We start from the raw sequence: 21,154 nt of genomic DNA, 5'->3' as shown, positions 1-21,154 counted from the left end.
CGTAGGGCCGGGAGGGGTCCTCGGCGACGCGCTCCATCATTCAGGCAAAGGTCGAGGCAGTTGAGATTACCCCACCCGTCCATCCGCCTTCGGCGGCTGTCCACCCTCCCCTCGAGGGGGAGGGATTGCGCCCCGCCAGGAACCCGCCAATGACCGACGCCCATCCCGAAACGCCGACCGTTCTTTCCCCCACCGCCGAAGCCCCGCTCGAAGGCCTGCCGCCGGGTTTCGGCGACGGCATCGCCGGCAAGGCCGCCTTTCTCATCGCCATCGCCTTCTCCGTCTTCCAGATCTACATCGCCGCCTATGGCAGCCTGCCGAGCCAGGTGGTGCGCGCCATGCATGTCGGCTTCTTGCTGCTGCTCGGCTTTGGCCTGATCGCCAACCTGCGCGCCACAAGTACACCGGCAAAAGCAGCATTCTGGACGCTGGGCCTGCTCGGCTTTGTCACCGGCGTCTACAATTGGGTGTTCTATGCCGATCTCATCCGGCGCTCCGGCTTCCTTACCACGCCGGACCTGATCGTCGGCACGGTGCTGGTCGTGCTGGTCTTCGAGGCCGCGCGGCGGCTGATGGGGCTGCCGCTTGCCCTGATCGCCTTGATCTTTCTCGCCTACGCTTTCTTCGGCAATCACCTGCCGCCGCCCTTCATCCATCGCGGCTATGATTTCGCACAGCTCATCGACACCTTCGCCTTTGGCACCGAAGGCATCTACGGCACGCCGGTCTACGTCTCGGCCGCCTATATCTTCATTTTCGTCGTCTTCGCCGCCTTTCTCGAACGCGCCGGCATGATCGCGCTGTTCAACGATTTCGCGCTTGGCCTGGTCGGCACGTGGCGCGGCGGGCCGGCCCAGGTCTGCGTTCTGTCCTCGGCGCTGATGGGTACGATTTCCGGCTCCGGTGTCGCCAATGTGGTGGCCAGCGGCCAGTTCACCATCCCGCTGATGAAGCGCTTCGGCTTCCGTTCGGCTTTCGCCGGCGCGGTCGAGGCGACCTCGTCGATGGGCGGCCAGATCATGCCGCCGGTGATGGGCGCGGTCGCCTTCATCATGGCCGAGACGCTGAACATCCCCTATGCCGAGGTGGTCAAGGCAGCGATCATCCCGGCGCTGCTCTATTTCGGTGCCTGCTTCTGGCAGGTGTACCTCGAAGCCGGCAAGGCCGGCCTGCAGGGCATGGCCAAGGCGGACCTGCCCAATCCGTGGCACGCGGTGAGAAGACATTGGCCGCTGGTGCTGCCGCTGGCCGCGCTCATCTATCTGCTGTTTGCCGGCTATACGCCGATCTTCGCCGGCACCATGGGGCTGGCGCTGACCATCGTGCTCATCCTCGGCACGCCGCTGGCGGCTTTGATCGGGCCGCTTGCCTTCCGCATCGTCTTTTGGCTGGCGCTAGGGCTTGCCGCCGCCTCTTTCATGAGGTTCGGCGTCAACATCCTGAGTTTTGTCATCGCCGGGCTGGTAATCGCCTGCGTCACCTTCAGGGGCGGACGCGAGACGCTGCAGATATGCATAGACTCGCTTGCCGAGGGAGCAAAGAACGCGTTGCCGGTCGGCATCGCCTGCGCCATCGTCGGCGTCGTCATCGGCACCTTGACGCTCACCGGCATCGCCTCGACCTTCATCGGCTGGATCATCTCCATCGGCGAGAACAATCTGTTCCTGTCGCTGCTGCTGACGATGCTCACCTGCCTGGTGCTCGGCATGGGCATACCGACGATCCCCAACTACATCATCACCTCGTCGCTCGCCGGGCCGGCGCTGCTGTCACTCGGCGTGCCGCTGGTGGTCAGCCATATGTTCGTCTTCTATTTCGGCATCATGGCCGACCTCACTCCGCCGGTGGCGCTGGCCGCCTTCGCCGCCGCGCCGATGGCCAAGGAGAGCGGCCTCAAGATCGGCATCCAGGCGACCAAGCTTGCCGTCGCCGGCTTCGTCGTGCCGTTCATGGCGGTCTATACCCCGGCGCTGATGCTGCAGGACCCGGGTCCGATCGCCGCCCAGTTCGGCTATCCCGTCGAGGTCGCCTATATCGTCGCCAAAGCGTGCATGGGTATTGCCCTGTGGGGCGCAGCCGCCGTCGGGTTCCTTTTCAGGCGCATGGCTTGGTGGGAACGCCTCGTCGCCTTCGCCGCCGGCGTGTTGCTGGTTGCCGCACTGCCTGTCACCGACGAAGCCGGCTGGGCACTCTCTGTCGCTTTGATCGGCTGGCACTGCTGGCGTGCGCGGCAGGCCACCGGCACCGCATGAGCCTCTGTATCCTCGCCGCCGGCAAGACTGTGACACTCACGGTGGCCGCCTTCACGCTCGCCTGGACGCATTCGATGGAAAAAACGCATTGGCAGGAGGACTGGAAGGTGACGCCTTCCGGCTTAGAGATCGCCGAGGCAGGGATCGAGGGCTCGGGCGCCGGCATGGAACCGCCGGATGGCTCGGTGCTGCGCGACGGTTGGTGGGTCTATAAACTCAATTTGGCCCCGCAGCGGCGCCTGGTGCTCGCGGCCTCCGGCGCGACGGGTGAAGGCTGGACGCTGTGCACGGTTCAGGGCTGCCGCGAACTGGGCAAGGCGGCAGGCGACACGACCGTACTGAAGCCATGCGAAGGTTAGAGCCAGCCGCGGTAGTGGACGATCGGCAAGGCGGGTGCGGCACCTCATCCTGCCGAGTTTGTCGGATGTCGAGTGCAGGGCACAGCCGCTGGCCGAAGATGCTTCATCGTTAGCCGCCAAATCCAGGCTCCGACTGAGCAAGCCGACGTTCTTCCTTGTGGAAAAATGCTTTGAAAAACAGAATATCGGAAGCCGAACTGATTGCCCGGGCGATCAACGCGGTTGCGAGCACGGCAAAGATCAGGCGAACGAAAAACACACTGGTGAAGTCTGCACCCAGAGCGACGACAACCAGCGTGTCCTCTATGAGGCTGTGGGCAAAGCCCATGAACACGCAAGCGAGGAAGATCTGGCGCGGCTCTACGCTGGTCGTGCGCGCCTCGCGGATCAGCAGTCCCGCGCCATAGGAAATTCCAAGAAGCAGACCGACCGCAGTGAACGGCACCGCTTGTGGCTGGATGCCGGCAAGGCGAAAGAGCGGCGCAAGCCCCTTGTTCAGCCAACCCAGGATGCCCGACATCTTGAGTAGCTCGATCAGCCAGCTCAGTGCGAGGAGAATGACGAGCATTGTTGCCAGGGTTTTGAGCATGCTTAGAAGAAAACTGCTCCAATCAGTGCCTTCGCTCATTGGTATCCACGCGGGCTTCAGCGGCTCAGACAGCCATCCGGTTGCTGCGAATATCCGGTGCAGGAGCATGGCGAGGATCAGTCCGCCGCCAATACGAAGTGCTGCAGTGGCCACGAAGCCTGGCCCAACCTTCTGAATGATGCGTTGTTCAATCGGAATGGCATGCGCAAACAGCAAAAGGGTTGAAAGAACGGTCATGTCGGCGGTGCTCAACGTCGAAACCGGCGCCAGCGTGAACACGGTCACCACCGCGCCCCAAATTCCCACCAGCAATCCCGTCAGCCAAGCAAGAGCGAGCTCGGGAGGCAGTCCAACCAGCGTCATGAGAGGCGCGAAGAATGGAGAGATCGTCCGGATGACACCAAGATCCTGCAGGATCTGTGTGACTATCGTGACCGGAACGATGATGCGGACCAATTCCCAATAGATTTCAAGTGTTTCCAGCGTCCTTCGACAGAGGGCGGCCTGCACTGCCATGGCGATATCTCCGTGACTGACGCCAAATGACTAGCGTGAGACGGTTCGCATTTGTGGTCAGAATTTGCGGACTTGTGCAATAGAATTGCAGACCGGAGGACGACGACGGAGGACCGGAATGGACCGGATCGACAGGAAGCTTCTCAAACTTTTGCAAAAAGACGCTTCGCGAACCAATGCCGACCTGGCGGCGGAGGTTGGGCTTTCGCCCTCCAGCTGCTTGCGCCGCATACGGCGGCTCAAGTCAGCCGGTGTCATCGACCGTGTTGTCGCGCTTCTTAATCCGGCCAAGGCCGGCAGGGGAATGAAGGCTATCGTCACGGTCGAGCTGGAGCGCCACGGCGAGCAACACATGCGCCGCTTCCTCGAGCTTGCCGCCTTGGAACCAGCGGTGATCCAGGCCTACAGCGTCAGCGGCTCGACCGACGCTGTCCTTATGCTGCGCCTGACAGATATGGAAGAGTTCGACGCCCTGTGCGAGCGGCTGTTTCGGGATCGGACCAATGTCGCGCGGTATTACACCATGTTTGTGATTCGAACCGCCAAGGAGACGACCGCAATCTCGCTCTAGATTTTCGGAGGCCAACTCGGCGGAAGGGATCTCGCAGTTGCTGGGCGGTGACGCGAGTCCCGGCTGCCTGGTGTAAAACGGCACTTAGCTTGCCGGCGGCGAGATCAAAGCCCCAGAATCCCGAAGCCCCGGAATTCAAAACCCTGGAATCTCAAAATTCTGGAATCTCAGACCCTTGGCGATGTCGCACGCCGCCTGTCGGCGAGCCCAGGACGCTCCGTGCGATAGGTGGTCGCACGGTGATCGGCGGCCGGCCTGCATATCCGGCTGTCGTGACGGCTTTCCATGGTCGTCATCAGTGCGTGCTGATGCCGAGCGTGTTGCCGCGGCGTGCGCAAGCGGGGCCTGGGCCGCGCATGTAATAGCGCTCCGGCCGATAGGTCGGCGCGACGAATTCGCGGATGGCGGCAGCGTAGCCGATGAGGTGCGTCAAGAAGTTCATTTCCCTGTCCCTGTCCCGAGTTCGGATGTCCCTTCCGAATTGCGTGGGATCATAGCGTCGAGGCGTGAATACTCGGTGAACACGATGTTAATCTTTGCTCAAAAAGGCCTTGGTTCGTGGCTGGAATGCGGCTGATTCGGGGTCTTTCCATGCAGTTCGTCGGCATTCTCGCTAGTGTGACTTTTGCATCACATATGTTTCGTTTGGATGTCGCTCCGACGCGCTTGTGTTTCAACTTGGCCGGTGCCGCGAATTTTCCCTGCTTACTCGGAAAGCCAGGAACCCGTCCGATAGAAGCACGTTGATGCTGAGAGCCGGACCAACCCGGCCCAGCGGCTTCCGAGCGGAACCGCCGCCGGAACCCCCAACACAGCAAGAACAATGGAAAGGCAAAGCCATGGGTTTCTTTTCGAAAGACATCAAGACGCTGGACGACCTCTTCGTCCACACGCTGCGCGACATCTATTACGCCGAGAAACAGATCGAGAAGTCACTGCCGAAGATGATCGACAAGGCGACCGACCCGCAGCTGAAAGCCGGCTTTGAAAAGCATCTCGGCCAGACCAAAGGCCATATCGATCGGGTCGAGAAGGTGTTCGAACTGCATGGCGTGAAGGCCAAGACGGTCAACTGCCCGGCCATCGACGGCATTCTCGAGGAAGCCGATGAAATCAGCGGCGACATCGACGACAAGGACGTTCTCGACGCTGCCCTGATCGCATCTGCGCAAGCGGTCGAGCATTATGAGATAACCCGTTACGGCACGCTGATCGCCTGGGCCAAGCAGCTTGGCCGCACCGACTGTGCCAATGTGCTGGCCAACAACATCAAGGAAGAGCAGGCGACCGACCGCAAGCTTACCGAGATCGCCGAAGCCAAGGTCAACCTTCAGGCCGCCGAGTAGCACTTTTGATCGAGGCAATGTCGGGCAACCCGGCCTTGCCTCACTTTCCGTACCTGGACGTCGACCGTATAGTGCGCCACGCCCCGCTCCAGGGATTGCGCGCGCGAGGACAAACCGGCGGAGGAAGTCGTGCAGGAAAGGCCGAAAGTATCCTCAGGCAAGGCCGACACCAAGGCAAAGCCTGCCGGGGGCAAGGGCGAGCAAACCACCTCTGTCAAATCCGCAGCGGCGGCGGACACCGTCGTAAAGCTTTCTCATCCTGACAAGCTTCTGTGGCCGCAGGAGAAAGTATCGAAGCAGGGCCTGCTCGACCATTACGCATCGGTCTGGCCGCGCATGCAGCAATTCGTCGTCAATCGGCCGCTCAGCCTGGTGCGCGCGCCGGACGGCGTCGACGGCCAACGCTTTTTCCAGAAGCATGCGTCGGCCGGCATGCACAAAAAAATCGCCAGGATGAAGGATCCGACCGACGGCGAGGAGATATTGTTCATCCGCGATTTCGACGGTGTCGCTGCCTTGGTCCAGTTCGGCGTGGTCGAGATCCATATCTGGGGCTGCACCATCGATGAACTGGACAAGCCGGACCAGATCATCTTCGATCTCGATCCCGACGAAGGCGTCGACGTAAAAGCGGTGCGCGCGGCGGCGCTTGAAATTCACGGCCGGCTCGATGCGCTGTCATTGCCGAATTTCGTCAAGACGTCGGGCGGCAAGGGCTACCATGTCGTCGTGCCGCTGAAACCGTCGGCGGATTGGGATGAGGCGAAGGACTTCGCCCATGATTTCGCCCGTGCCCTCGAGCAGGCCGCCCCTGATCGATATACGGCGACGCTGTCGAAGAAGGCGCGCACCGGCAAGATCTTCGTCGACTATCTGCGCAACGGACGCGGCTCGACCACGGTGGCGCCCTATTCGTCGCGTGCCAAGAAAGGCGCTACGGTATCGATGCCGGCGACCTGGGCGGAAATTGAAGCGGGGCTCGCGCCGAACGCATTTCCGATCGGCGACAAGACGACGCTGAAACAGTTGGCGAAAGCCGATCCCTGGGTGGATTTTTTCAAGCAGGGCAAGCCACTCAAGCGCGGGTAATTCACTGGCTTCGTCCCAGGCTGAGCGAACGCGAGAACAAGCGCCGGCGATCCTTCGCGCCCCCCTCTGTCCTGCCGGACATCTCCCCCACGAGTGGGGAGATTGGCCGTCATCCCCGCTTTCGCCAACCACTAACGCTGAAAAAAGCTGGACGGCGAAGCTGCCGATCTCCCCCTAGTGGGGAAGATGCCCGGTAGGCAGAGGCGCCGTCTCGCCGACGTCTTGCTCGCCAAGGGCGTCGCGAAACCAGCGCCGGCAACCATCAGGCCAGAAACACCTTCTCGAAGGCCTGCCTCCCCATCGGCGAGAAGATCACCGCGCGGCTGTCTTTCTCGTGCCGCGCCCATTTTTCCAAAAGGATCTTGTCGAGAATGGCCGCACCCAGCGTGCCGGCCAGATGCGAGCGCCGCACGCTCCAGTCGAGGCAAGCCCGGCACACCGGTCGCCGCGCCTTGCTCTCGACATCGATGCCGATCGCGGCGAAATGCGAGGCGGCCGACGGCCCGAGCCGGATCTCCTTGTCGTGGCGCAGGAGGACTTGTCGAGCGACAAGACGGTCGAGCATTGCCACGGCCTGCTCGCCGGCAAGGTGGTCGTAGCAGACCCGCGCCACGCGCATGGCGGCGTCGCGCGGGCCCGGCCGCACCCGCTGCGGTCCGACCGCAGCGGCCACGCCGGTGATCGCCTCGATCATGCCAGCCACCTGCGGCCCGGCGAGCCCGTAGTAGCGATGCCGCCCCTGGCTTGCCAGCGTCAGCAGCCCACCCTCCATCAGCTTCGACAGATGCGAGCTTGCGGTCGGCAGCGACACGCCGGCCTCGAGCGCCAGTTCGCTCGCCGTCAATGCCGTGCCACCCATCAGCGCGGTCAGCATGTTTGCCCGCGCCGGATCGCCGACCAGGCTGGCGATGCGGGCTATGTCGGGTCCTTCACGCATAGTTCGTTCCTCATCGAAGCATTAAAGTCAGATAACCACTATCCTCCGCTGAGATCAAGGAGACGACGATGACCGCAAGAACCGTTCCCTACACCGTGCTTGTCAGCCGCTTCGGCCGTCGGCCGTCTCCGTTCATGATATTGCGCCGGGTTCGTCTGCGGCTGCTGGCGCGGTGGTACGATCGCCATCTGCAACGCCTCGACCTCGCCGAGATTGACGAGCACCTTCTGCGCGATCTTGGCATGACGCCGGAAGACGTTCGCCGCGAATGCGCGAAGTACTTCTGGCAAGCGTGACCAGCGTGGAAATTGCCTAGCACACTAGAACCACAGAATGTTTCGACACCGCTCGAACTGTCGGCGCAAGAATGCATCCACCCGTCTAGGAGACAAAAGATGACCATCACCTGCTTCATCCGCTACGAGATCGACCCGTTCGGCAAGGCGGCGTTCGAGGAGTATGCCCGCAACTGGGGCCAGGCGATTCCGCGCTGCGGCGCCGATCTGATCGGCTATTTCGCGCCGCATGAGGGCTCGGCCACGACAGCCTACGCCGCCTACAACATCGACAGCCTGGCAGCCTACGAGGCCTATCGCACCAGGCTCGCCACCGATCCAGCAGGCAAGGCCAATTACGAATTCGCGCGGCGTGAGAAATTTATCCTCAGGGAAGATCGCATGTTCCTGAAGCTCGCTTCCGGGCCGCATGCCTCGTTGGTGAAATCATGATCGCTGTCATCTTCGAGGTCGAGCCGGCAGCGGGCAAGCGCGACGCCTACCTCGGACTAGCCGCCGACCTGCGTCCGTTGCTTGACGGCATCGACGGCTTCCTGTCGATCGAGCGCTTCCAGAGCCTTGTCGACCCGAACCGCATCCTGTCGCTGTCGTTCTGGCGTGACGAGGAAGCGGTGAAGGCCTGGCGCAACACGGAGGAACATAGGCGGGCGCAGAAGGCCGGCCGCGGCGGCATCTTTGCCGACTATCGTCTGCGCATCGCCCATGTCGTGCGCGACTATGGCCTGACCGAACGGGCCGAGGCGCCTGAGGACAGCCGGGCGGCGAACGGGTGAGTGGGGCGGCTCTTCCTTCTCCCCTTGTGGGAGAAGGTGTCGCCGAAGGCGACGGATGAGGGGTGTTCCAGCTTGGCAAGGACGGCACTCCAGGCAGCACCCCTCTTCCGTCTCGGCGCTGCGCGCCGATCCACCTTCTCCCACAAGGGGAGAAGGCAAGAGGGCTGCGAGCTAGGCATTCCCGATCAGCACGCCCGCCGCGAACACCAATCCGCCGCCTAGCACCACCTGAAAGGCGGCGCGCCAGAACGGCGTCTGCATATAACGGTTCTGCACAAAGGCGATCGCCCATAGTTCGAAGAACACCACCACCACCGCGAGAATTGTCGCGGTCCAGAAATACGGAATGAGGTAGGGCAAGGCGTGACCGAGACCGCCCAGCGCGGTCATGACGCCCGTGGTGATGCCGCGTTTGACCGGCGAGCCGCGGCCCGACAGCTTGCCGTCGTCGGAGGCGACCTCGGTGAAGCCCATCGAGATGCCGGCGCCGATCGAGGCGGCAAGCCCGACCAGGAAGGTCTGGAACGTGTCGTGCGTGGCGAAGGCGGCGGCGAAGATCGGCGCCAGCGTCGACACTGATCCGTCCATCAGCCCGGCCAGTCCCGGCTGCACATAGGTCAGGATGAACTGGCGCTGCTCGGCGGCTGCTTCCTCGGCCTTCGCCGCGCCCGGCACATGCTTTTGCTCCAGCCGCTGCGCCAGCGTCTCGTGGCCCTGTTCGGCCACCGCCAGATTATCGAGCAGCTTTCGTGTCGAGGCATCGCTGGTGCGTTTCGCCGCCTCGACGTAGAACAGGTAGGCCTGACGCTCCATCGACTCGGCTTGGCTGCGCACATGCTCGATGCCGAGCGGCCGGACCAGCCAGTCGGGCTTGCGCTCGTAATAGCCCTTTACATGCTCGCGCCGGATCAGCGGAATGCGCTCGCCGAAACGCTCGCGGTGAAGCTCGATCAGCGAGTCGCGATGGCCGTCCTCCTCCTCCGCCATTTCCTCGAACACTTTGGCCGAATGCGGAAACCTATCCGCCAGCCCGTCGGCATAGGCGCGATAGATACGCCCGTCATCCTCTTCGGAAGAGATGGCGAGCGCCAGGATCTCTTGCTCCGAGAGCGACTCGAAGGGACGGCGACCAATACCGAAAACACGGGAAAGCATGAGAGATCCGCCCTAGTTTAGAATAGTTCTAAACTAGGGTTTGGCGCAGCGTTGGTCAATCGCGCTCGTAGCCGGAGGTTCAAATTCATGGCTGCGGGCATCCTCCGCCAGCCCTTCATTATTGGCGAATGTTCACCTATATAGCTGGGGCTTAAGCCAAGAGAAAGGAATCCGGATGCCGGCAAAACAGCCCACCCATGCATTTGACCCAAAACCCGTTCTCGACCTGATCGCCAACATCGAGGCCGATCTGCAGCGCCTGAAGGGGCTGGTCGAGCAGCAGGCCGAAAAATTCGACCCGGCCAATCCGCACAACAAGGCCCCCGACGGCAAGCTGACCGAGGAGGGCGTCGAATGCTGCTACCGCCTGTTCGATGAGGGCAAGTCGCGCTATTCGGTTGCCCAGCAGATGAAGATATCCTTCGCCGCCGCCACCCATCGCTTCAACACCTGGCGCAAGATGGGTGGCGCCAAACGGCAACGGACGCTTTTGGGGTGAGGAGTGGTCGGGGAAAAGATATCCTGCCTTCGTCATCCTAGGGCGGAGCGAACGCGAAGCGGAGCGCAGACCCTAGGATGACGAAGTTGGGGAGGCTTCGGCCAATCGCAAATGTCGGGGCGCTGATGAAGGCACCACGCTCTTCTCGCAATCCACGAATTGTAACGGTCACATTTTTCCAGTGGTGCGCGGCCTGGTTTTCCGTGCACCATGGGCGGTCTCATTCTGCAGGACCTCACCATGACCACCCCTCCCGGCATCGCCGATATCCACCGCGCAGCAATGCGATTGTCCGGCTTGATCGTCGAAACGCCGCTGGTCGAATCGCCGGAACTGAACAAGCGTTTCGGCGCCAGGATCCTGTTCAAGCCGGAGACGCTGCAGCGTACCGGCTCGTTCAAGTTCCGCGGCGCCTACAACAAACTGTCGAGGCTCAGCGATGAGCAGCGCAGCCGCGGCGTCGTCGCCTTCTCGTCGGGCAACCATGCGCAAGGCGTCGCCGCGTCGGCGGCGATGTTTGGCGTCAGGGCGGTTATCGCCATGCCCACCGATGCACCGGCGATTAAGGTCGGTAATGTCAGGAAAATGGGCGCCGAAGTGGTTCCGTTCGATCGGTTTCGCGACGATCGCATGGCGGTGGTTCGCCCGTACATGGAACGGGGCATGGTCCTGGTGCCGCCATTCGACGATCCGGCCATCATCGCCGGCCAGGGAACGATCGGCCTCGAACTGATGGCGCAGGCGAAAGCGCTCGGGGTGAGCCTCGACGCGGTCGTCATCCCCTGCGGCGGTGGCGGACTGAGCAGCGGCATCTCCATCGCCATCAAGGACGCCTCGCCGGGCACAGCCGTCTGGGCGGTTGAACCCGAGCATTTCGACGACACCTGTCGTTCACTGGCCAGAGGTGCCCGGGTTCCGATCGAACCCGGCCACACTTCGATCTGCGACGCGCTCCTCACCACCGAGCCGGGCGCGATCACCTTCGAGATCAACCGCAGGAATCTCGCCGGCGGCATTGCCGTGTCCGACAGAGCGGCGGCACAGGCGATGCGCGACGCCATGGCCCATCTCAAGCTGGTGGTCGAGCCCGGCGGCTGCGTCGGGCTGGCCGCGCTGTCATCGGGCGAGATCGAGCTATCAGGCAAATGCGTCGCCGTGGTGCTGTCCGGCGGCAATGTCGATTTCGGCACCTATGCGGAGATCATGGCGGCGGCCTAGGTGGCGACCGAACCGGCACCACTCAAAGGCAGACACGGAATGAAACTGCTCTTCAGCCGTAATCCCAATCCTCGCCTGGCGGTCGCCGTGGCACGTTATCTCGACGCAAAGGTCGAGTTTGAGTTCGCATCGCCCTTCGCTCCTGGGCAGGCTGAGCGATATCGCCTGCTAAATCCCAACCTTTCATTGCCGATACTCGTAGGCTCGGGAAACAGCCTCTGGGAGGCTGACGCCATAGCCTGCCGGCTATCACGCGACGCGCATTCAGATTTCTGGCGCACCGGCGACGACGAACCCGAGCTGATCCGATGGCTCAGTTGGGGTAAAGAGAATTTTGCAAGAGCTTGCGATGTCGTGCATTTCGAACGCGGCACCAAGCAGCGCTATGGGATTGGCCCGATCGATCAGCACCGGGTTGAGGAGGCGCTGAGAGACTTTCGCACGGCCGCTGCAATCCTTGAGGCCGCGCTTTCCGAGCGAGACTGGCTGGTCGAAAACTCGGTTTCCTATGCCGACTTTCGAATGGCGACGTTTCTGCCTTTCAACGATGTCGCCAGATTGCCGCTCGACGATTATCCTGCGGTCAGTCGCTGGTATCGCCAACTTGAAGAGATCGACGCCTGGCGCGATCCTTTCCAAGGGCTGGATGCGCCTGAGTTGCCGCCGGTCCGGGGAAGCCCGCATGAACCTCGATCCGAATGATCAGGCATCCAAGCTGACATCTCGGCCATTTGCGTGAGCTACTCGAGTTGGATCCTAATCCAGCGTCCGGCGGAACCGCACCAGCGCCACGCCGGCAAACAGCGCCACGAACACCACCAGCCAGCCGATTTCGGTTGCGACCGCCGGCAGGTCGGCGCCCTTCAGCATCACCGCGCGGATGATGCGCAGGAAATGCGTCAGCGGCAGGATCTCGCCGAAGATCTGCGCCCAGCCCGGCATGCCGCGATAGGGGAACATGAAGCCCGACAACAGGATCGACGGCAGGAAGAAGAAGAAGGTGAGTTGCAGTGCCTGCATCTGCGTGCGCGCCATCGTCGAGATGGTGTAGCCGAGCAGCACCAGCGCCAGCACGAAGACCAGAACCGCGGCGAGCAGCAGCGACAACGACCCGGTGAAGGGAACCCCAAACAGCAGCTTGGCCGCTGCCAGCACCACCACCACTTGCACGGCGCCGACCACCAGATAGGGCAGCACCTTGCCCAGCATGATTTCGAGCGGGCTGGACGGCATCGCCAGAAGGTTTTCCATCGTGCCGCGCTCGGTCTCGCGCGTCAGCGCGATCGAGGTCATCATCACCATCGTCATCTGCAGGATGACGCCGAGCAGGCCGGGCACGATGTTGTATTGCGAGATGCCTTCCGGATTGTAGCGTCGGTGCACCACCACTTCGAGCTGGCCTCGGGCAGCTTCGGCAGCCGTCTCCTGCATGCCGCGCGCCCTGAGCAGCGCCTGGTTGGCGACGGTGCCGAGCGTCGAAATCGCGCCGCTGGCGACGGCGGGGTCGGTCGCATCAGCCTCGATCAGGATTTGCGGCTGGTCGCCGCGCTCGACCCGCCGGGCAAAATCGGTGGGAATGGTGACGACGAAGGCGACGTCGCCACGCGCCATCAGGAATTCCGCCTCGGCGGCACTTTGCGCGACATGGTCGAAGCGGTAGTAGCCGGTGGTCTGCAGCGCCGAAACCATGGCTCGCGTATAGGGATCGCTGCTCATCGCCACCAGGGCTGCCGGCAGGCTCTTCGGATCGTTGTTGATGGCATAGCCAAACAGCACCAACTGCATCAGCGGCACGCCCAGCATCATGGCGAAGGTGATGCGGTCGCGCCGCATCTGGATGAACTCCTTGATCAGCAAGGCACCGAGCCTGGCGAAGGAAAAGACGCTGTTTATCCCGTTTTTCATCCCATATTGTCCTTCGAGCCGGACATGAACTGGATGAACACATCCTCCAGGCTGGTCTCGCCCGGCGTCACCGTGACGCCGTTGTGGTCTTTCTCGACATCGGAGAGGGCCGCCTGAAGCGCCGCCTTGTCGGAACCGACGACATGCAGCGTCGCGCCGAACGGCGCCACCTGGTCGACACCGGACCGGCCGCTGAGTGCGGCAGCGACCTGGTCAAGCCGCGGACCCTGCACCACGAAGGTCGTCAGCCCGGCATTGCTGACCACCTCGTTGACCGTGCCGGTGGCCAGCATCCTGCCGTAGGAGATGTAGCCGATGCGGTGGCAGCGCTCTGCCTCGTCCATGTAATGCGTGGAGACCAGCACGGTCAGCCCGCCGCTGGCCAGCCGATGGATCTCGTCCCAGAATTCACGCCGCGCCTTCGGATCGACGCCCGCCGTCGGCTCGTCGAGCAGCAGCAATCTGGGCTTGTGCATGATGCAGGCGGCCAGTGCCAGCCGCTGCTTCCAGCCACCGGACAGCGTGCCGGCCAACTGGTCCTTGCGCGAGGTGAGGCCAAGATCCTCCAGCGTCCTGGCGACATGCTCGTTGAGCGGCTTCAGCCCATAGAGCCGCGCGACGAATTCCAGATTTTCGGCGATGGTCAAATCCTCGTAGAACGAGAATTTCTGCGTCATATAGCCGACTTCGCGCTTGATCCTCAGACTGTCGGTGCGGATGTCGAAGCCGAGCACCGTGCCTTCGCCCTCATCCGGCGTCAGCAGGCCGCACATGATGCGGATGGTCGTCGTCTTGCCAGAGCCGTTGGGGCCGAGGAAGCCGACGATCTCGCCCTCGGCCACCGTCATCGTCACATGGTCGACGACGGTCTTGTCACCAAAACGCTTGACCAGGCCGTGGACGTCGATGACGTTCATTTGCCGATATCCGCCAGTTCGACATCGACGATCTGCCCCGGTCGCAGCGCACCGGCGTCGCCCTCCGGCCGCGCCTCGACCAGATAGACCAGCTTCTGCCGGGTCTCGAGCGAGTAGATCACCGGCGGTGTGAATTCCGGGTCCGGCGACACGTAGCTGACGCGAGCCTTCACGTCCGGCCCGCAGCCGTCGCAATGGACGTTGAGCAGCATGCCGACTTCCACCGACGAGAACGCGCTTTCCGGCACATAGACGCTGAGCTTCACTGCGCCGTCCGGCAGAATCGAAATGACCGGCGCGGTCGGCCCGGCGGTGTCGCCGGGATAGCGGATCACATCGTTGATGCGGCCGGGCGAAGGCGCCGCCAGCACACGCTTCGCCAGCCGCCAGCGCGCTTGCTCCAGCGCCGATTGCGCCTGCTTGACCTGATTGTCGGCGGCCTTGATCGTCTCGGACCGCGCCGGCAGACCGCCGACTGCAAGATTGGCTTGCGCCTGGCCGAGCTGCGCGTTGGCAATTTCCAGCGTCGCGGAAGCCGTATCGTAATCGGCCTGGGTGCCGGTGCCGCGTTTGAACAAATCGCTGGCGCGGGTGTATCTGCGTTTGGCGTCGGCGGCTTGTGCCTTGGCCATGTCGACCTGCGCCTTGAGCACCTCAATCTCTTCCGGCCGCTTGCCGACCTGCAGGTCGGCAAGTTGCGCCTGGGCCTGGGCAAGGGCCGCTTCGGCTTGCGCGACGGCTATTTTTGCGTCGGCGCTTTCCAGCGTCACCACCGGCGCGCCCGGCGTGACGCGGTCGCCGCGCTTGACCGAAATCGTCTCGACCTGCGCCACCTCGATCGGCGCGAGCAGCACATAGTCGCCCTCGACATAGCCGACGGCGAGCGGCGGCGCCGGTGCGCAGGCACTGAAAAGCAGGGCGGCGAGCGGCAGCGAGCAGAGAAAACTCATGACCTACGATCCTTCCGGTCGGTTAAATGACGCCGAGCCAAAATCGCGCTGAGATTATCCGTCACTGCTGCCGCGATCTTGGTGGCCTCGGCATCGCCGATCGCGCGCCAGCCCATGCGGCGCATAACCGCCTCGCGGCCGATGCGGAAATAGACGACCTGGCCGATCAGCGTGAACACGGTGAGTCGGGTAGCCTCGCTTTCGGCCGCCTCGCCCGTCGCCTGCTCCCAGATCAGGCAGAGCCGGCGATGCGTCGGCTCGAACACGCCGTCATAGATGCGGTCGAGTGCCGCCGTCGGATGCGACAGCTCACGCAGGACGAACTGCACGATCTCGCCGGCCTCCGGCCTTGCCACAATGAAAGCAACCATCCGCTCCAACGCGGTGAACAGTTGCGCCCGCGCCGCGTCAGGGTTGTCTGGCGCCAGCGGATTGCCGATCGCCTGGCCGGCAATGGTCTGGATGGTGTCGACGATATAATCGGCCGCTGCGTTGCGAAGCCCTTCCTTGCCGCCGAAATGATAGGCGATCGAGCCGATATTGGCCCTGGCCTCAGCCGCGATCTCGCGCGTCGAGGTGCCGTCGAAACCCTGGCGTCCGAACAGCTTCAGCGCTGCGCGAACAAGTGCCGCACGCGTCATGTCGGCGGGGGATGCCTCGCGGCGCGGAATTTTGGCGTTTGTCGGTTTGCTCATGATCCACAATTTAATCAATCGAATGATTAAAGTCAAGCTCTGCCGATCTCCACCGGCCGATCTCCACCTTGCCATCGTCAGCCGCACGCGCTTTAGTGCGGAGCCATGGTCAAGGAAATCGAGCGCAAGTTCCTGGTCTCCGGCGATGGCTGGCGGGATTTGGTCGAAGCGGACATCCGCATTCGCCAGTTCTATCTCGTTGCCGCGCCCGACCGCTCGGTCCGCGTGCGCATCAGCGACGGCGCCTCGGCAAAGCTGACGCTCAAATTCGGCAGCAAGGCCCGCGAACGCGACGAATTCGAATATCCAATCGCTCTGGCGGATGCGGAAGAGATGCTGGCCTTCGCCATCGGTCGTGTCATCGAGAAGACACGCCACCATGTTAGGCATCGCGGCCATCTCTATGAAGTCGATGTCTTCGGCGGGATGCTTAGCGGTCTGGTGGTCGCCGAGCTTGAGACGCCGCAGGACGTGCAGGGCGAAATGCTGCCAGATTGGCTCGGCCGCGAAGTCACCGGCGAGCACAGGTTCTACAACGCGTCGCTCGCCCTCGAGGGAATTCCGGAGATCGCCGCATGAGCTACCGCATCGATCCGCGCCTGCCGTTGACCGGCGAGGTCAGGCGCATCCTCGCTGAGGAGATCGGCAAGGCGCTCGTCCATCTGGACGCGGCGCGTGACAGGCCGGAGCAGGCGCTGCACAAATGCCGCAGGCGGCTGAAGAAGATACGTGCCTTGCTGCGCCTGGTCCGCCCCGGAGACGAAATATTTTGCAGTACCGAGAACCATTGCTACCGAGAGGTGGCTGCCCTGCTTGCCGAACCGCGCGAGGCGACCGCGCTGATTGAAACCATCGACCGGCTGGCAAAAAACTTTCCCGAGCAAAGCGCTGGTGGCGGTCTCGATGCCGTTCGCGACACGCTGGTGGCGCGCCAGCACGAATTGCATGATGGAGCTGGCCTCGGCGCCGCGATAGCTGCCGCGACTGCCGCTTGCGAGGACGGCATCAGCCGAATCGATAAATTAGCCTTGCCCGACCAGCCCGAACAGGCCGCCGACGTGCTTGCCGAAGGCGCCCGCGTCACTCTGCGTCGCGCCAAAAAGGCGCTGGACAAGGCAGGCTCTCGCGGTGATGCCGACGATTTCCACGATCTGCGCAAGGCGGCAAAGACTCACGGAATGCATCTGTCGCTGCTTGGAAGGCTGTGGCCGACGCCGATCAAGGCCCGGCGCAAGGCGGTCGACGAACTCGGCGAAAGACTGGGCGAACTGCATGATGTGTTCGTCTTGCGCACGCTTCTCGATGCCGGCGAGCGGCCGCTCGGCTCTCCTCAGGAAACGCGACTGCTGAGCAAGCTGCTGAGGCGCTCGGAGAAAAGCCTGAAAAAGACCTGTCTCGCGGCGGCAGCCGATCTGTTCGGCGACAGGCCCAGGCGCTCGACAAAAAAACTCGCGCGCAAGGCACGCACCGATCTTGCCGCCGCACCGCACGAAGACACCAGCGCGCCCGGCGCCGCTGCCTGACCGGTGCTTGCGTTGGTATCCGTCCGACATCGCTGACGATGAGGAGAGGTTTAGACCTCGCCCGGCGCGGCATTCTTCAACTGCGCTCGCGCGTCCCTGATCGAGGCGGCGTATGTCACCAGCGGCCGTTTGACGCCGTGGTTGATCAGCATGCGGCGGGTCTGCGGCGAAGCACCTGATATGATGAAGCGCACGCCGGCGCGCCTCGCCTTGTGGGCAGCGCTCTCGATGACGTTGGCCGCCGTTGAATCGAAGAACGGCACTGCCGAGCAGTCGAGGATGAAGTTCTTGCGCTGGTCGGCGATGCGGTCCAGCACCGTGGCGACGGTCGAGGCGGCGCCGAAGAAGAAGGCGCCGGAAATCCGGTAGACGACGGTGTCGGCATCGCTGGCTTCGCTGGAATCGTATGCGCTGGCGGCGCCGGTTCTGTCGGCGACATCGTCCTGCACCAGTCCCTGATCAGGCTCGACCGCAATGCTCTTGGCCATGCGGTCGATGAACAAGATCGAGCCCAGCGCGAAGCCGACGACGATGCCTTCGGTGAGATCGCGGAAGATGACGATCAGGAATGTCGCCATCAGCACCAGCGCGTCGCCGCGCGAGGCACGCAGCAGCGTGGCAAAGGCCTGCTTCTCGAACATGTTCCAGCACACCACCGCCAGAACGCCGGCAAGCGCTGCAAGCGGGATGTAGCTGGCCAGCGGCGCCGCCACCAGCATCAGGGCAAGCAGGAGGGCAGAGTGGATCATGCCCGAAACCGGTCCATGCGCGCCGGCCCGCACATTGGTCGCCGTGCGGGCTATGGTGCCGGTGGTGCAGATGCCGCCGAACAGGGCGGACGCGATGTTGGCAAAACCTTGCGCCACCAGTTCGCAGTTGGAGCGGTGCCGCCTTCCTGTCATGCCGTCGGCGACCACCGCTGATAGCAGCGATTCGATCGCGCCGAGCAGCGCAAAGGCTAAGGCGTCCGGCAGGACGTCGATCATCCTGTCGAAGCTGATCGGCGGAAAGGCCGGCATTTGCAGGCTGCGCGGGATGCCGCCGAAGCGCGTGCCGATCGTTTCGGCAGGCAGCGAAAACAGCGCCACGACAAGCGACGCCAGACCGATGGCGATCAGCATGGCTGGCCATTTCGGCCGCCACCGCTTCATCAGGGCAATGGCGACGATGGTCAGCAGAGCGACGAAGGTGGCGGCGAGATTGATCGTGCCGGCCGCCTCGCCGATCGCCATCAGCTTCGGCACCAACGGTCCAGGTTCTTTGCCGGCGAGTTTCAGCCCGAACAGCTCGACGATCTGGCCGGAGAAGATGATGATGGCGATGCCGGCGGTGAAGCCGACGGTCACTGGATAGGGAATGAACTTGATGTAGGTGCCAAGCCTGAGATAGCCGATGACGAGCAGCAAGACGCCGGCCATCATCGTCGCCAGCAGCAGGCCGTCGACGCCGACCCGTGCCACGGTTGCCGCCATCAGCACGATAAAGGCGCCCGCCGGCCCGCCGATCTGGAAACGGCTGCCGCCCAGCGCCGAGACGAGGAACCCGCCAATGATGGAAGTGTAGAGCCCGCGCTCCGGCGACACGCCCGATGCGATCGCGATCGCCATCGACAGCGGCAGCGCCACGATGGCCACGGTCAGTCCGGCGATGGCATCGGCCCTGAAGTGCTCTGATGTGTAGCCTTCGCGCAGCACCGTCGCCAGCTTCGGCGTGAACAGTTCGGAAAATGTCGGCTGCGCCGGTTGATGAATTGCCCGCCGGGTTCGATCCATGGACTGCCTTCCGCTCCTGATCCGTGCCGCCCAATCAGCGGTTTTGGTGCATGCGTAAAACCAAGCAGGCGGCGGGATCGTCGGCAGGACTGTCGGCGGTCCCCGTCGCGCGACTATTTCGGCTCAGGCTGGCGGGTTCTGCGGCACGACCGGCTTGAGGCGTACCCCCCTGCCGCCGCGCTCGCTGGCCTGGTTCTCGCCGATCAGCTCCACGCCGACCTCGTCGAGGGCCTGGATGACCTTCATCAGCGTATCGACCACGCCCCTGACCACGCCGTCGCTCGCTTCCATGCGCTGAATGGTTGGAAGCGAAACCCCGGCGCGCTCGGCGAGCGTCTTCTGATCGATGCCGGCCAGCGCCCTTGCGGCGCGCATCTGCGCGGCAGTGATCATCGGCTAAAAACCCCGTCTGAATGCATTCCCATGTATAATACCGTCATTGTGATGGTTCAAGCATCATGATGCACATGTCAGACATGCACACGTCCTGGTTGCATCCTGGGCGAGCCTGCGCCTGCTGGACCAGCAAGCCCCAGCCGCCGCAACATTGAGGAGATTAGGCGAATCGTCGTTCGGAACGGGGCGGTTCAGGCGCCGGCGGTCTGCCCGCGCCATCGCTGGAACGCCCATGCGGCCAGCCAGCACAGCATCGCCCAGGCGAAGCCGGCGCACCAGCCGGCCAGCACGTCCGATGGCCAATGAACGCCGAGATAGACGCGGCTGATGCCGACCAGCAGTGTTGTCAGCACGGCAAGTGCCAGCACATAGATCCTGGTCGTTCGCCCAGGCAGGAAACGCGACGCCATGCTGCCCAGCGTCAAATATGTCACCGCCGACAGCATCGCATGGCCGCTTGGAAACGAAAGCGTCGCCACGTCGGCAAGATGCGAGACCAGGTCGGGGCGCGGCCGATCGATTCCGAGCTTCAGCACGCTCGACAGGGCCTGCCCGCCAGCCACTGCGACGAAGACCAGAAACGCTGCTCCCGGCTTGTGGATCAGCAGCAGATAGACGATCACTGCCACAGTGATCAGCCCGAGCACGATGGCGCTGCCGAGGCTGGTGATATCACGCATCGTCCCTTCCAACCATGGCGGTCCGATCGGATTGTCGGGCTGTCCCGCTTCACGGAAGGCGAGCATGATTTCCGTGTCGAAGGCGTGCGGCGTGGTGTCTCGCGCCACCTCCATCAATTCCTCGAACCCCCACAGTCCGCCGGCGATGACCAGTCCGGCCAAAAGCACCGGGAACTCGATCCAGTTGAGCAGCTTGTTTGCGGTATTCTTCATCGGCCATCGTCCTACAGCGCCGCACGTCCTTTTGGACGCGCAAAGGACGCTGTAGCACTTTGATTTTTGCGCATGATCCTTTCGGAAAATCGATTCCGATTTTTCGGGATCATGCGCAGTTACAGTTTTTGCAGATAGGGTCCGAGCGTGATCAGCGCCACCGCTGCGACGGCGAGCACGATGCCGGTGGCCTGCAACGAATTGACGCGCTCGCCGAAGAACACCAGTGCCACCACGTTCACCGACACCAGTTGGATCACCGCCGACAGGCTGAACGACACCGACATGCCGAACTCACGGATCAGCCGCAGCATGATCAGATTGCCCGCTGAATAGAGCGCCAGAGTCAGAACGATCTTGCCGAGGCTCGGCGCCAGCCCCCATTGCTTGGCCGCCGTCGCCGCCAGCAGGAAGATCACCGTCGAAATGCCGAGCTGCCCCAGTCCCCAGAAACTCACGTTTTTGTTCCTCCCGAAGCAGTGCTTCCGCGCCTGTCGCAGATC

At 63.1% G+C, this 21,154-nt stretch carries 24 protein-coding genes and 1 pseudogene; 13 read left to right on the top strand and 12 right to left on the bottom strand.

Annotation, left to right across the window (positions count from 1 at the left end; translation table 11 throughout):
* The first annotated feature begins 149 nt into the window (after nucleotides 1–149).
* Complete coding sequence (locus tag JG739_RS03225) at nucleotides 150–2,252, top strand: TRAP transporter permease (RefSeq protein WP_202365213.1); 2,103 nt, start codon at nucleotides 150–152, stop codon at nucleotides 2,250–2,252.
* Complete coding sequence (locus tag JG739_RS03220; protein ID WP_202365212.1) at nucleotides 2,249–2,611, top strand: DUF1850 domain-containing protein; 363 nt, start codon at nucleotides 2,249–2,251, stop codon at nucleotides 2,609–2,611. Before JG739_RS03225 ends, JG739_RS03220 begins: the two co-directional genes overlap by 4 nt.
* Before the next feature lie 109 nt (nucleotides 2,612–2,720).
* Here the strand turns inward: JG739_RS03220 and JG739_RS03215 are convergent, their stop codons facing one another.
* Complete coding sequence (locus JG739_RS03215) at nucleotides 2,721–3,716, bottom strand: nucleoside recognition domain-containing protein (protein ID WP_202365211.1); 996 nt, start codon at nucleotides 3,714–3,716, stop codon at nucleotides 2,721–2,723.
* Nucleotides 3,717–3,834: 118 nt separating this feature from the next.
* Here JG739_RS03215 and JG739_RS03210 point away from each other — a divergent pair, with 118 nt between their 5' ends.
* Nucleotides 3,835–4,287 (top strand): Lrp/AsnC family transcriptional regulator, encoded by a 453-nt coding sequence (locus tag JG739_RS03210; RefSeq protein WP_202365210.1) that lies wholly within the window; start codon nucleotides 3,835–3,837, stop codon nucleotides 4,285–4,287.
* A gap of 295 nt (nucleotides 4,288–4,582) precedes the next feature.
* Here JG739_RS03210 and JG739_RS03205 read toward each other — a convergent pair whose 3' ends face one another.
* The gene (locus JG739_RS03205; protein ID WP_202365209.1) at nucleotides 4,583–4,729 is read right to left on the bottom strand and encodes a hypothetical protein; all 147 of its coding nucleotides are present in this window, start codon (nucleotides 4,727–4,729) and stop codon (nucleotides 4,583–4,585) included.
* 397 nt (nucleotides 4,730–5,126) lie between these two features.
* Between JG739_RS03205 and JG739_RS03200 the strand changes: the two genes are divergently transcribed.
* Entirely contained in the window at nucleotides 5,127–5,633 is a 507-nt protein-coding gene (locus tag JG739_RS03200) for a YciE/YciF ferroxidase family protein (protein WP_202365208.1), read from the top strand.
* 45 nt (nucleotides 5,634–5,678) lie between these two features.
* Nucleotides 5,679–6,722, top strand: a pseudogene (ligD, locus tag JG739_RS03195) (DNA ligase D); the annotation flags it as partial.
* Between the two features lie 262 nt (nucleotides 6,723–6,984).
* On the opposite strand, the gene JG739_RS03190 reads toward ligD, so the two are convergent.
* A complete protein-coding gene (locus JG739_RS03190) occupies nucleotides 6,985–7,659 on the bottom strand; it encodes an ArsR/SmtB family transcription factor (RefSeq protein WP_202365207.1) in 675 nt (224 codons plus the stop codon).
* Between the two features lie 68 nt (nucleotides 7,660–7,727).
* Between JG739_RS03190 and JG739_RS03185 the strand changes: the two genes are divergently transcribed.
* From JG739_RS03185 to JG739_RS03175, 3 genes are all read left to right on the top strand, one after another.
* On the top strand, nucleotides 7,728–7,955 hold the full coding sequence (locus tag JG739_RS03185) for a DUF1127 domain-containing protein (protein WP_202365206.1): 228 nt from the start codon (nucleotides 7,728–7,730) through the stop codon (nucleotides 7,953–7,955).
* A gap of 99 nt (nucleotides 7,956–8,054) precedes the next feature.
* The gene (locus tag JG739_RS03180) at nucleotides 8,055–8,387 is read left to right on the top strand and encodes an NIPSNAP family protein (protein WP_202365205.1); all 333 of its coding nucleotides are present in this window, start codon (nucleotides 8,055–8,057) and stop codon (nucleotides 8,385–8,387) included.
* On the top strand, nucleotides 8,384–8,728 hold the full coding sequence (locus JG739_RS03175) for an antibiotic biosynthesis monooxygenase family protein (RefSeq protein ID WP_202365204.1): 345 nt from the start codon (nucleotides 8,384–8,386) through the stop codon (nucleotides 8,726–8,728). The genes JG739_RS03180 and JG739_RS03175 overlap by 4 nt, the downstream gene beginning before the upstream one ends.
* A gap of 171 nt (nucleotides 8,729–8,899) precedes the next feature.
* Here JG739_RS03175 and mbfA read toward each other — a convergent pair whose 3' ends face one another.
* Nucleotides 8,900–9,883, bottom strand: coding sequence for an iron exporter MbfA (gene mbfA / locus JG739_RS03170; RefSeq protein WP_202365203.1), 984 nt, complete (start codon nucleotides 9,881–9,883; stop codon nucleotides 8,900–8,902).
* 175 nt (nucleotides 9,884–10,058) lie between these two features.
* Here mbfA and JG739_RS03165 point away from each other — a divergent pair, with 175 nt between their 5' ends.
* The 3 genes from JG739_RS03165 (at nucleotide 10,059) to JG739_RS03155 (ending at nucleotide 12,302) form a co-directional block, all read left to right on the top strand.
* Complete coding sequence (locus JG739_RS03165) at nucleotides 10,059–10,382, top strand: hypothetical protein (protein WP_202365202.1); 324 nt, start codon at nucleotides 10,059–10,061, stop codon at nucleotides 10,380–10,382.
* A 240-nt stretch (nucleotides 10,383–10,622) separates the two neighbouring features.
* Nucleotides 10,623–11,600, top strand: coding sequence for a threonine ammonia-lyase (locus JG739_RS03160; RefSeq protein WP_202365201.1), 978 nt, complete (start codon nucleotides 10,623–10,625; stop codon nucleotides 11,598–11,600).
* A 39-nt stretch (nucleotides 11,601–11,639) separates the two neighbouring features.
* On the top strand, nucleotides 11,640–12,302 hold the full coding sequence (locus tag JG739_RS03155; protein WP_202367321.1) for a glutathione S-transferase family protein: 663 nt from the start codon (nucleotides 11,640–11,642) through the stop codon (nucleotides 12,300–12,302).
* 54 nt (nucleotides 12,303–12,356) lie between these two features.
* On the opposite strand, the gene JG739_RS03150 is transcribed toward JG739_RS03155, so the two are convergent.
* Genes JG739_RS03150 through JG739_RS03135 form a run of 4 tightly spaced genes read right to left on the bottom strand, consistent with a single transcriptional unit; the run spans nucleotide 12,357 to nucleotide 16,067 of the window.
* The gene (locus tag JG739_RS03150) at nucleotides 12,357–13,493 is read right to left on the bottom strand and encodes an ABC transporter permease (RefSeq protein ID WP_202367320.1); all 1,137 of its coding nucleotides are present in this window, start codon (nucleotides 13,491–13,493) and stop codon (nucleotides 12,357–12,359) included.
* A gap of 8 nt (nucleotides 13,494–13,501) precedes the next feature.
* Nucleotides 13,502–14,422, bottom strand: a complete 921-nt coding sequence (locus JG739_RS03145) for an ABC transporter ATP-binding protein (RefSeq protein ID WP_202365200.1) — start codon at nucleotides 14,420–14,422, stop codon at nucleotides 13,502–13,504.
* Nucleotides 14,419–15,372: an HlyD family secretion protein gene (locus JG739_RS03140; protein ID WP_202365199.1), complete on the bottom strand. Its 954-nt coding sequence runs from the start codon at nucleotides 15,370–15,372 to the stop codon at nucleotides 14,419–14,421. Before JG739_RS03140 ends, JG739_RS03145 begins: the two co-directional genes overlap by 4 nt.
* The gene (locus tag JG739_RS03135) at nucleotides 15,369–16,067 is read right to left on the bottom strand and encodes a CerR family C-terminal domain-containing protein (protein ID WP_202365198.1); all 699 of its coding nucleotides are present in this window, start codon (nucleotides 16,065–16,067) and stop codon (nucleotides 15,369–15,371) included. Before JG739_RS03135 ends, JG739_RS03140 begins: the two co-directional genes overlap by 4 nt.
* Before the next feature lie 105 nt (nucleotides 16,068–16,172).
* Here JG739_RS03135 and JG739_RS03130 point away from each other — a divergent pair, with 105 nt between their 5' ends.
* The gene (locus JG739_RS03130) at nucleotides 16,173–16,646 is read left to right on the top strand and encodes a CYTH domain-containing protein (protein ID WP_202365197.1); all 474 of its coding nucleotides are present in this window, start codon (nucleotides 16,173–16,175) and stop codon (nucleotides 16,644–16,646) included.
* Complete coding sequence (locus JG739_RS03125) at nucleotides 16,643–17,590, top strand: CHAD domain-containing protein (RefSeq protein ID WP_202365196.1); 948 nt, start codon at nucleotides 16,643–16,645, stop codon at nucleotides 17,588–17,590. The genes JG739_RS03130 and JG739_RS03125 overlap by 4 nt, the downstream gene beginning before the upstream one ends.
* 50 nt (nucleotides 17,591–17,640) lie before the next feature.
* Here JG739_RS03125 and JG739_RS03120 read toward each other — a convergent pair whose 3' ends face one another.
* The 4 genes from JG739_RS03120 to JG739_RS03105 all read right to left on the bottom strand — a co-directional run bounded on the left by JG739_RS03120 (nucleotide 17,641) and on the right by JG739_RS03105 (nucleotide 21,109).
* Entirely contained in the window at nucleotides 17,641–19,362 is a 1,722-nt protein-coding gene (locus JG739_RS03120) for a SulP family inorganic anion transporter (RefSeq protein WP_202365195.1), read from the bottom strand.
* Between the two features lie 123 nt (nucleotides 19,363–19,485).
* A complete protein-coding gene (locus JG739_RS03115) occupies nucleotides 19,486–19,755 on the bottom strand; it encodes a helix-turn-helix domain-containing protein (RefSeq protein WP_202365194.1) in 270 nt (89 codons plus the stop codon).
* A gap of 194 nt (nucleotides 19,756–19,949) precedes the next feature.
* Nucleotides 19,950–20,651, bottom strand: a complete 702-nt coding sequence (locus JG739_RS03110) for a phosphatase PAP2 family protein (RefSeq protein ID WP_202365193.1) — start codon at nucleotides 20,649–20,651, stop codon at nucleotides 19,950–19,952.
* Nucleotides 20,652–20,770: 119 nt separating this feature from the next.
* Entirely contained in the window at nucleotides 20,771–21,109 is a 339-nt protein-coding gene (locus JG739_RS03105; RefSeq protein ID WP_027154722.1) for a hypothetical protein, read from the bottom strand.
* Between the last annotated feature and the right edge of the window lie 45 nt (nucleotides 21,110–21,154).

Origin of the sequence: Mesorhizobium sp. L-2-11 (genome assembly GCF_016756595.1) — a bacterium.
Taxonomy (GTDB): domain Bacteria; phylum Pseudomonadota; class Alphaproteobacteria; order Rhizobiales; family Rhizobiaceae; genus Mesorhizobium.
Note: the sequence above shows the minus strand (reverse complement) of the source record. Positions and strands in the feature narration are given on the sequence as shown.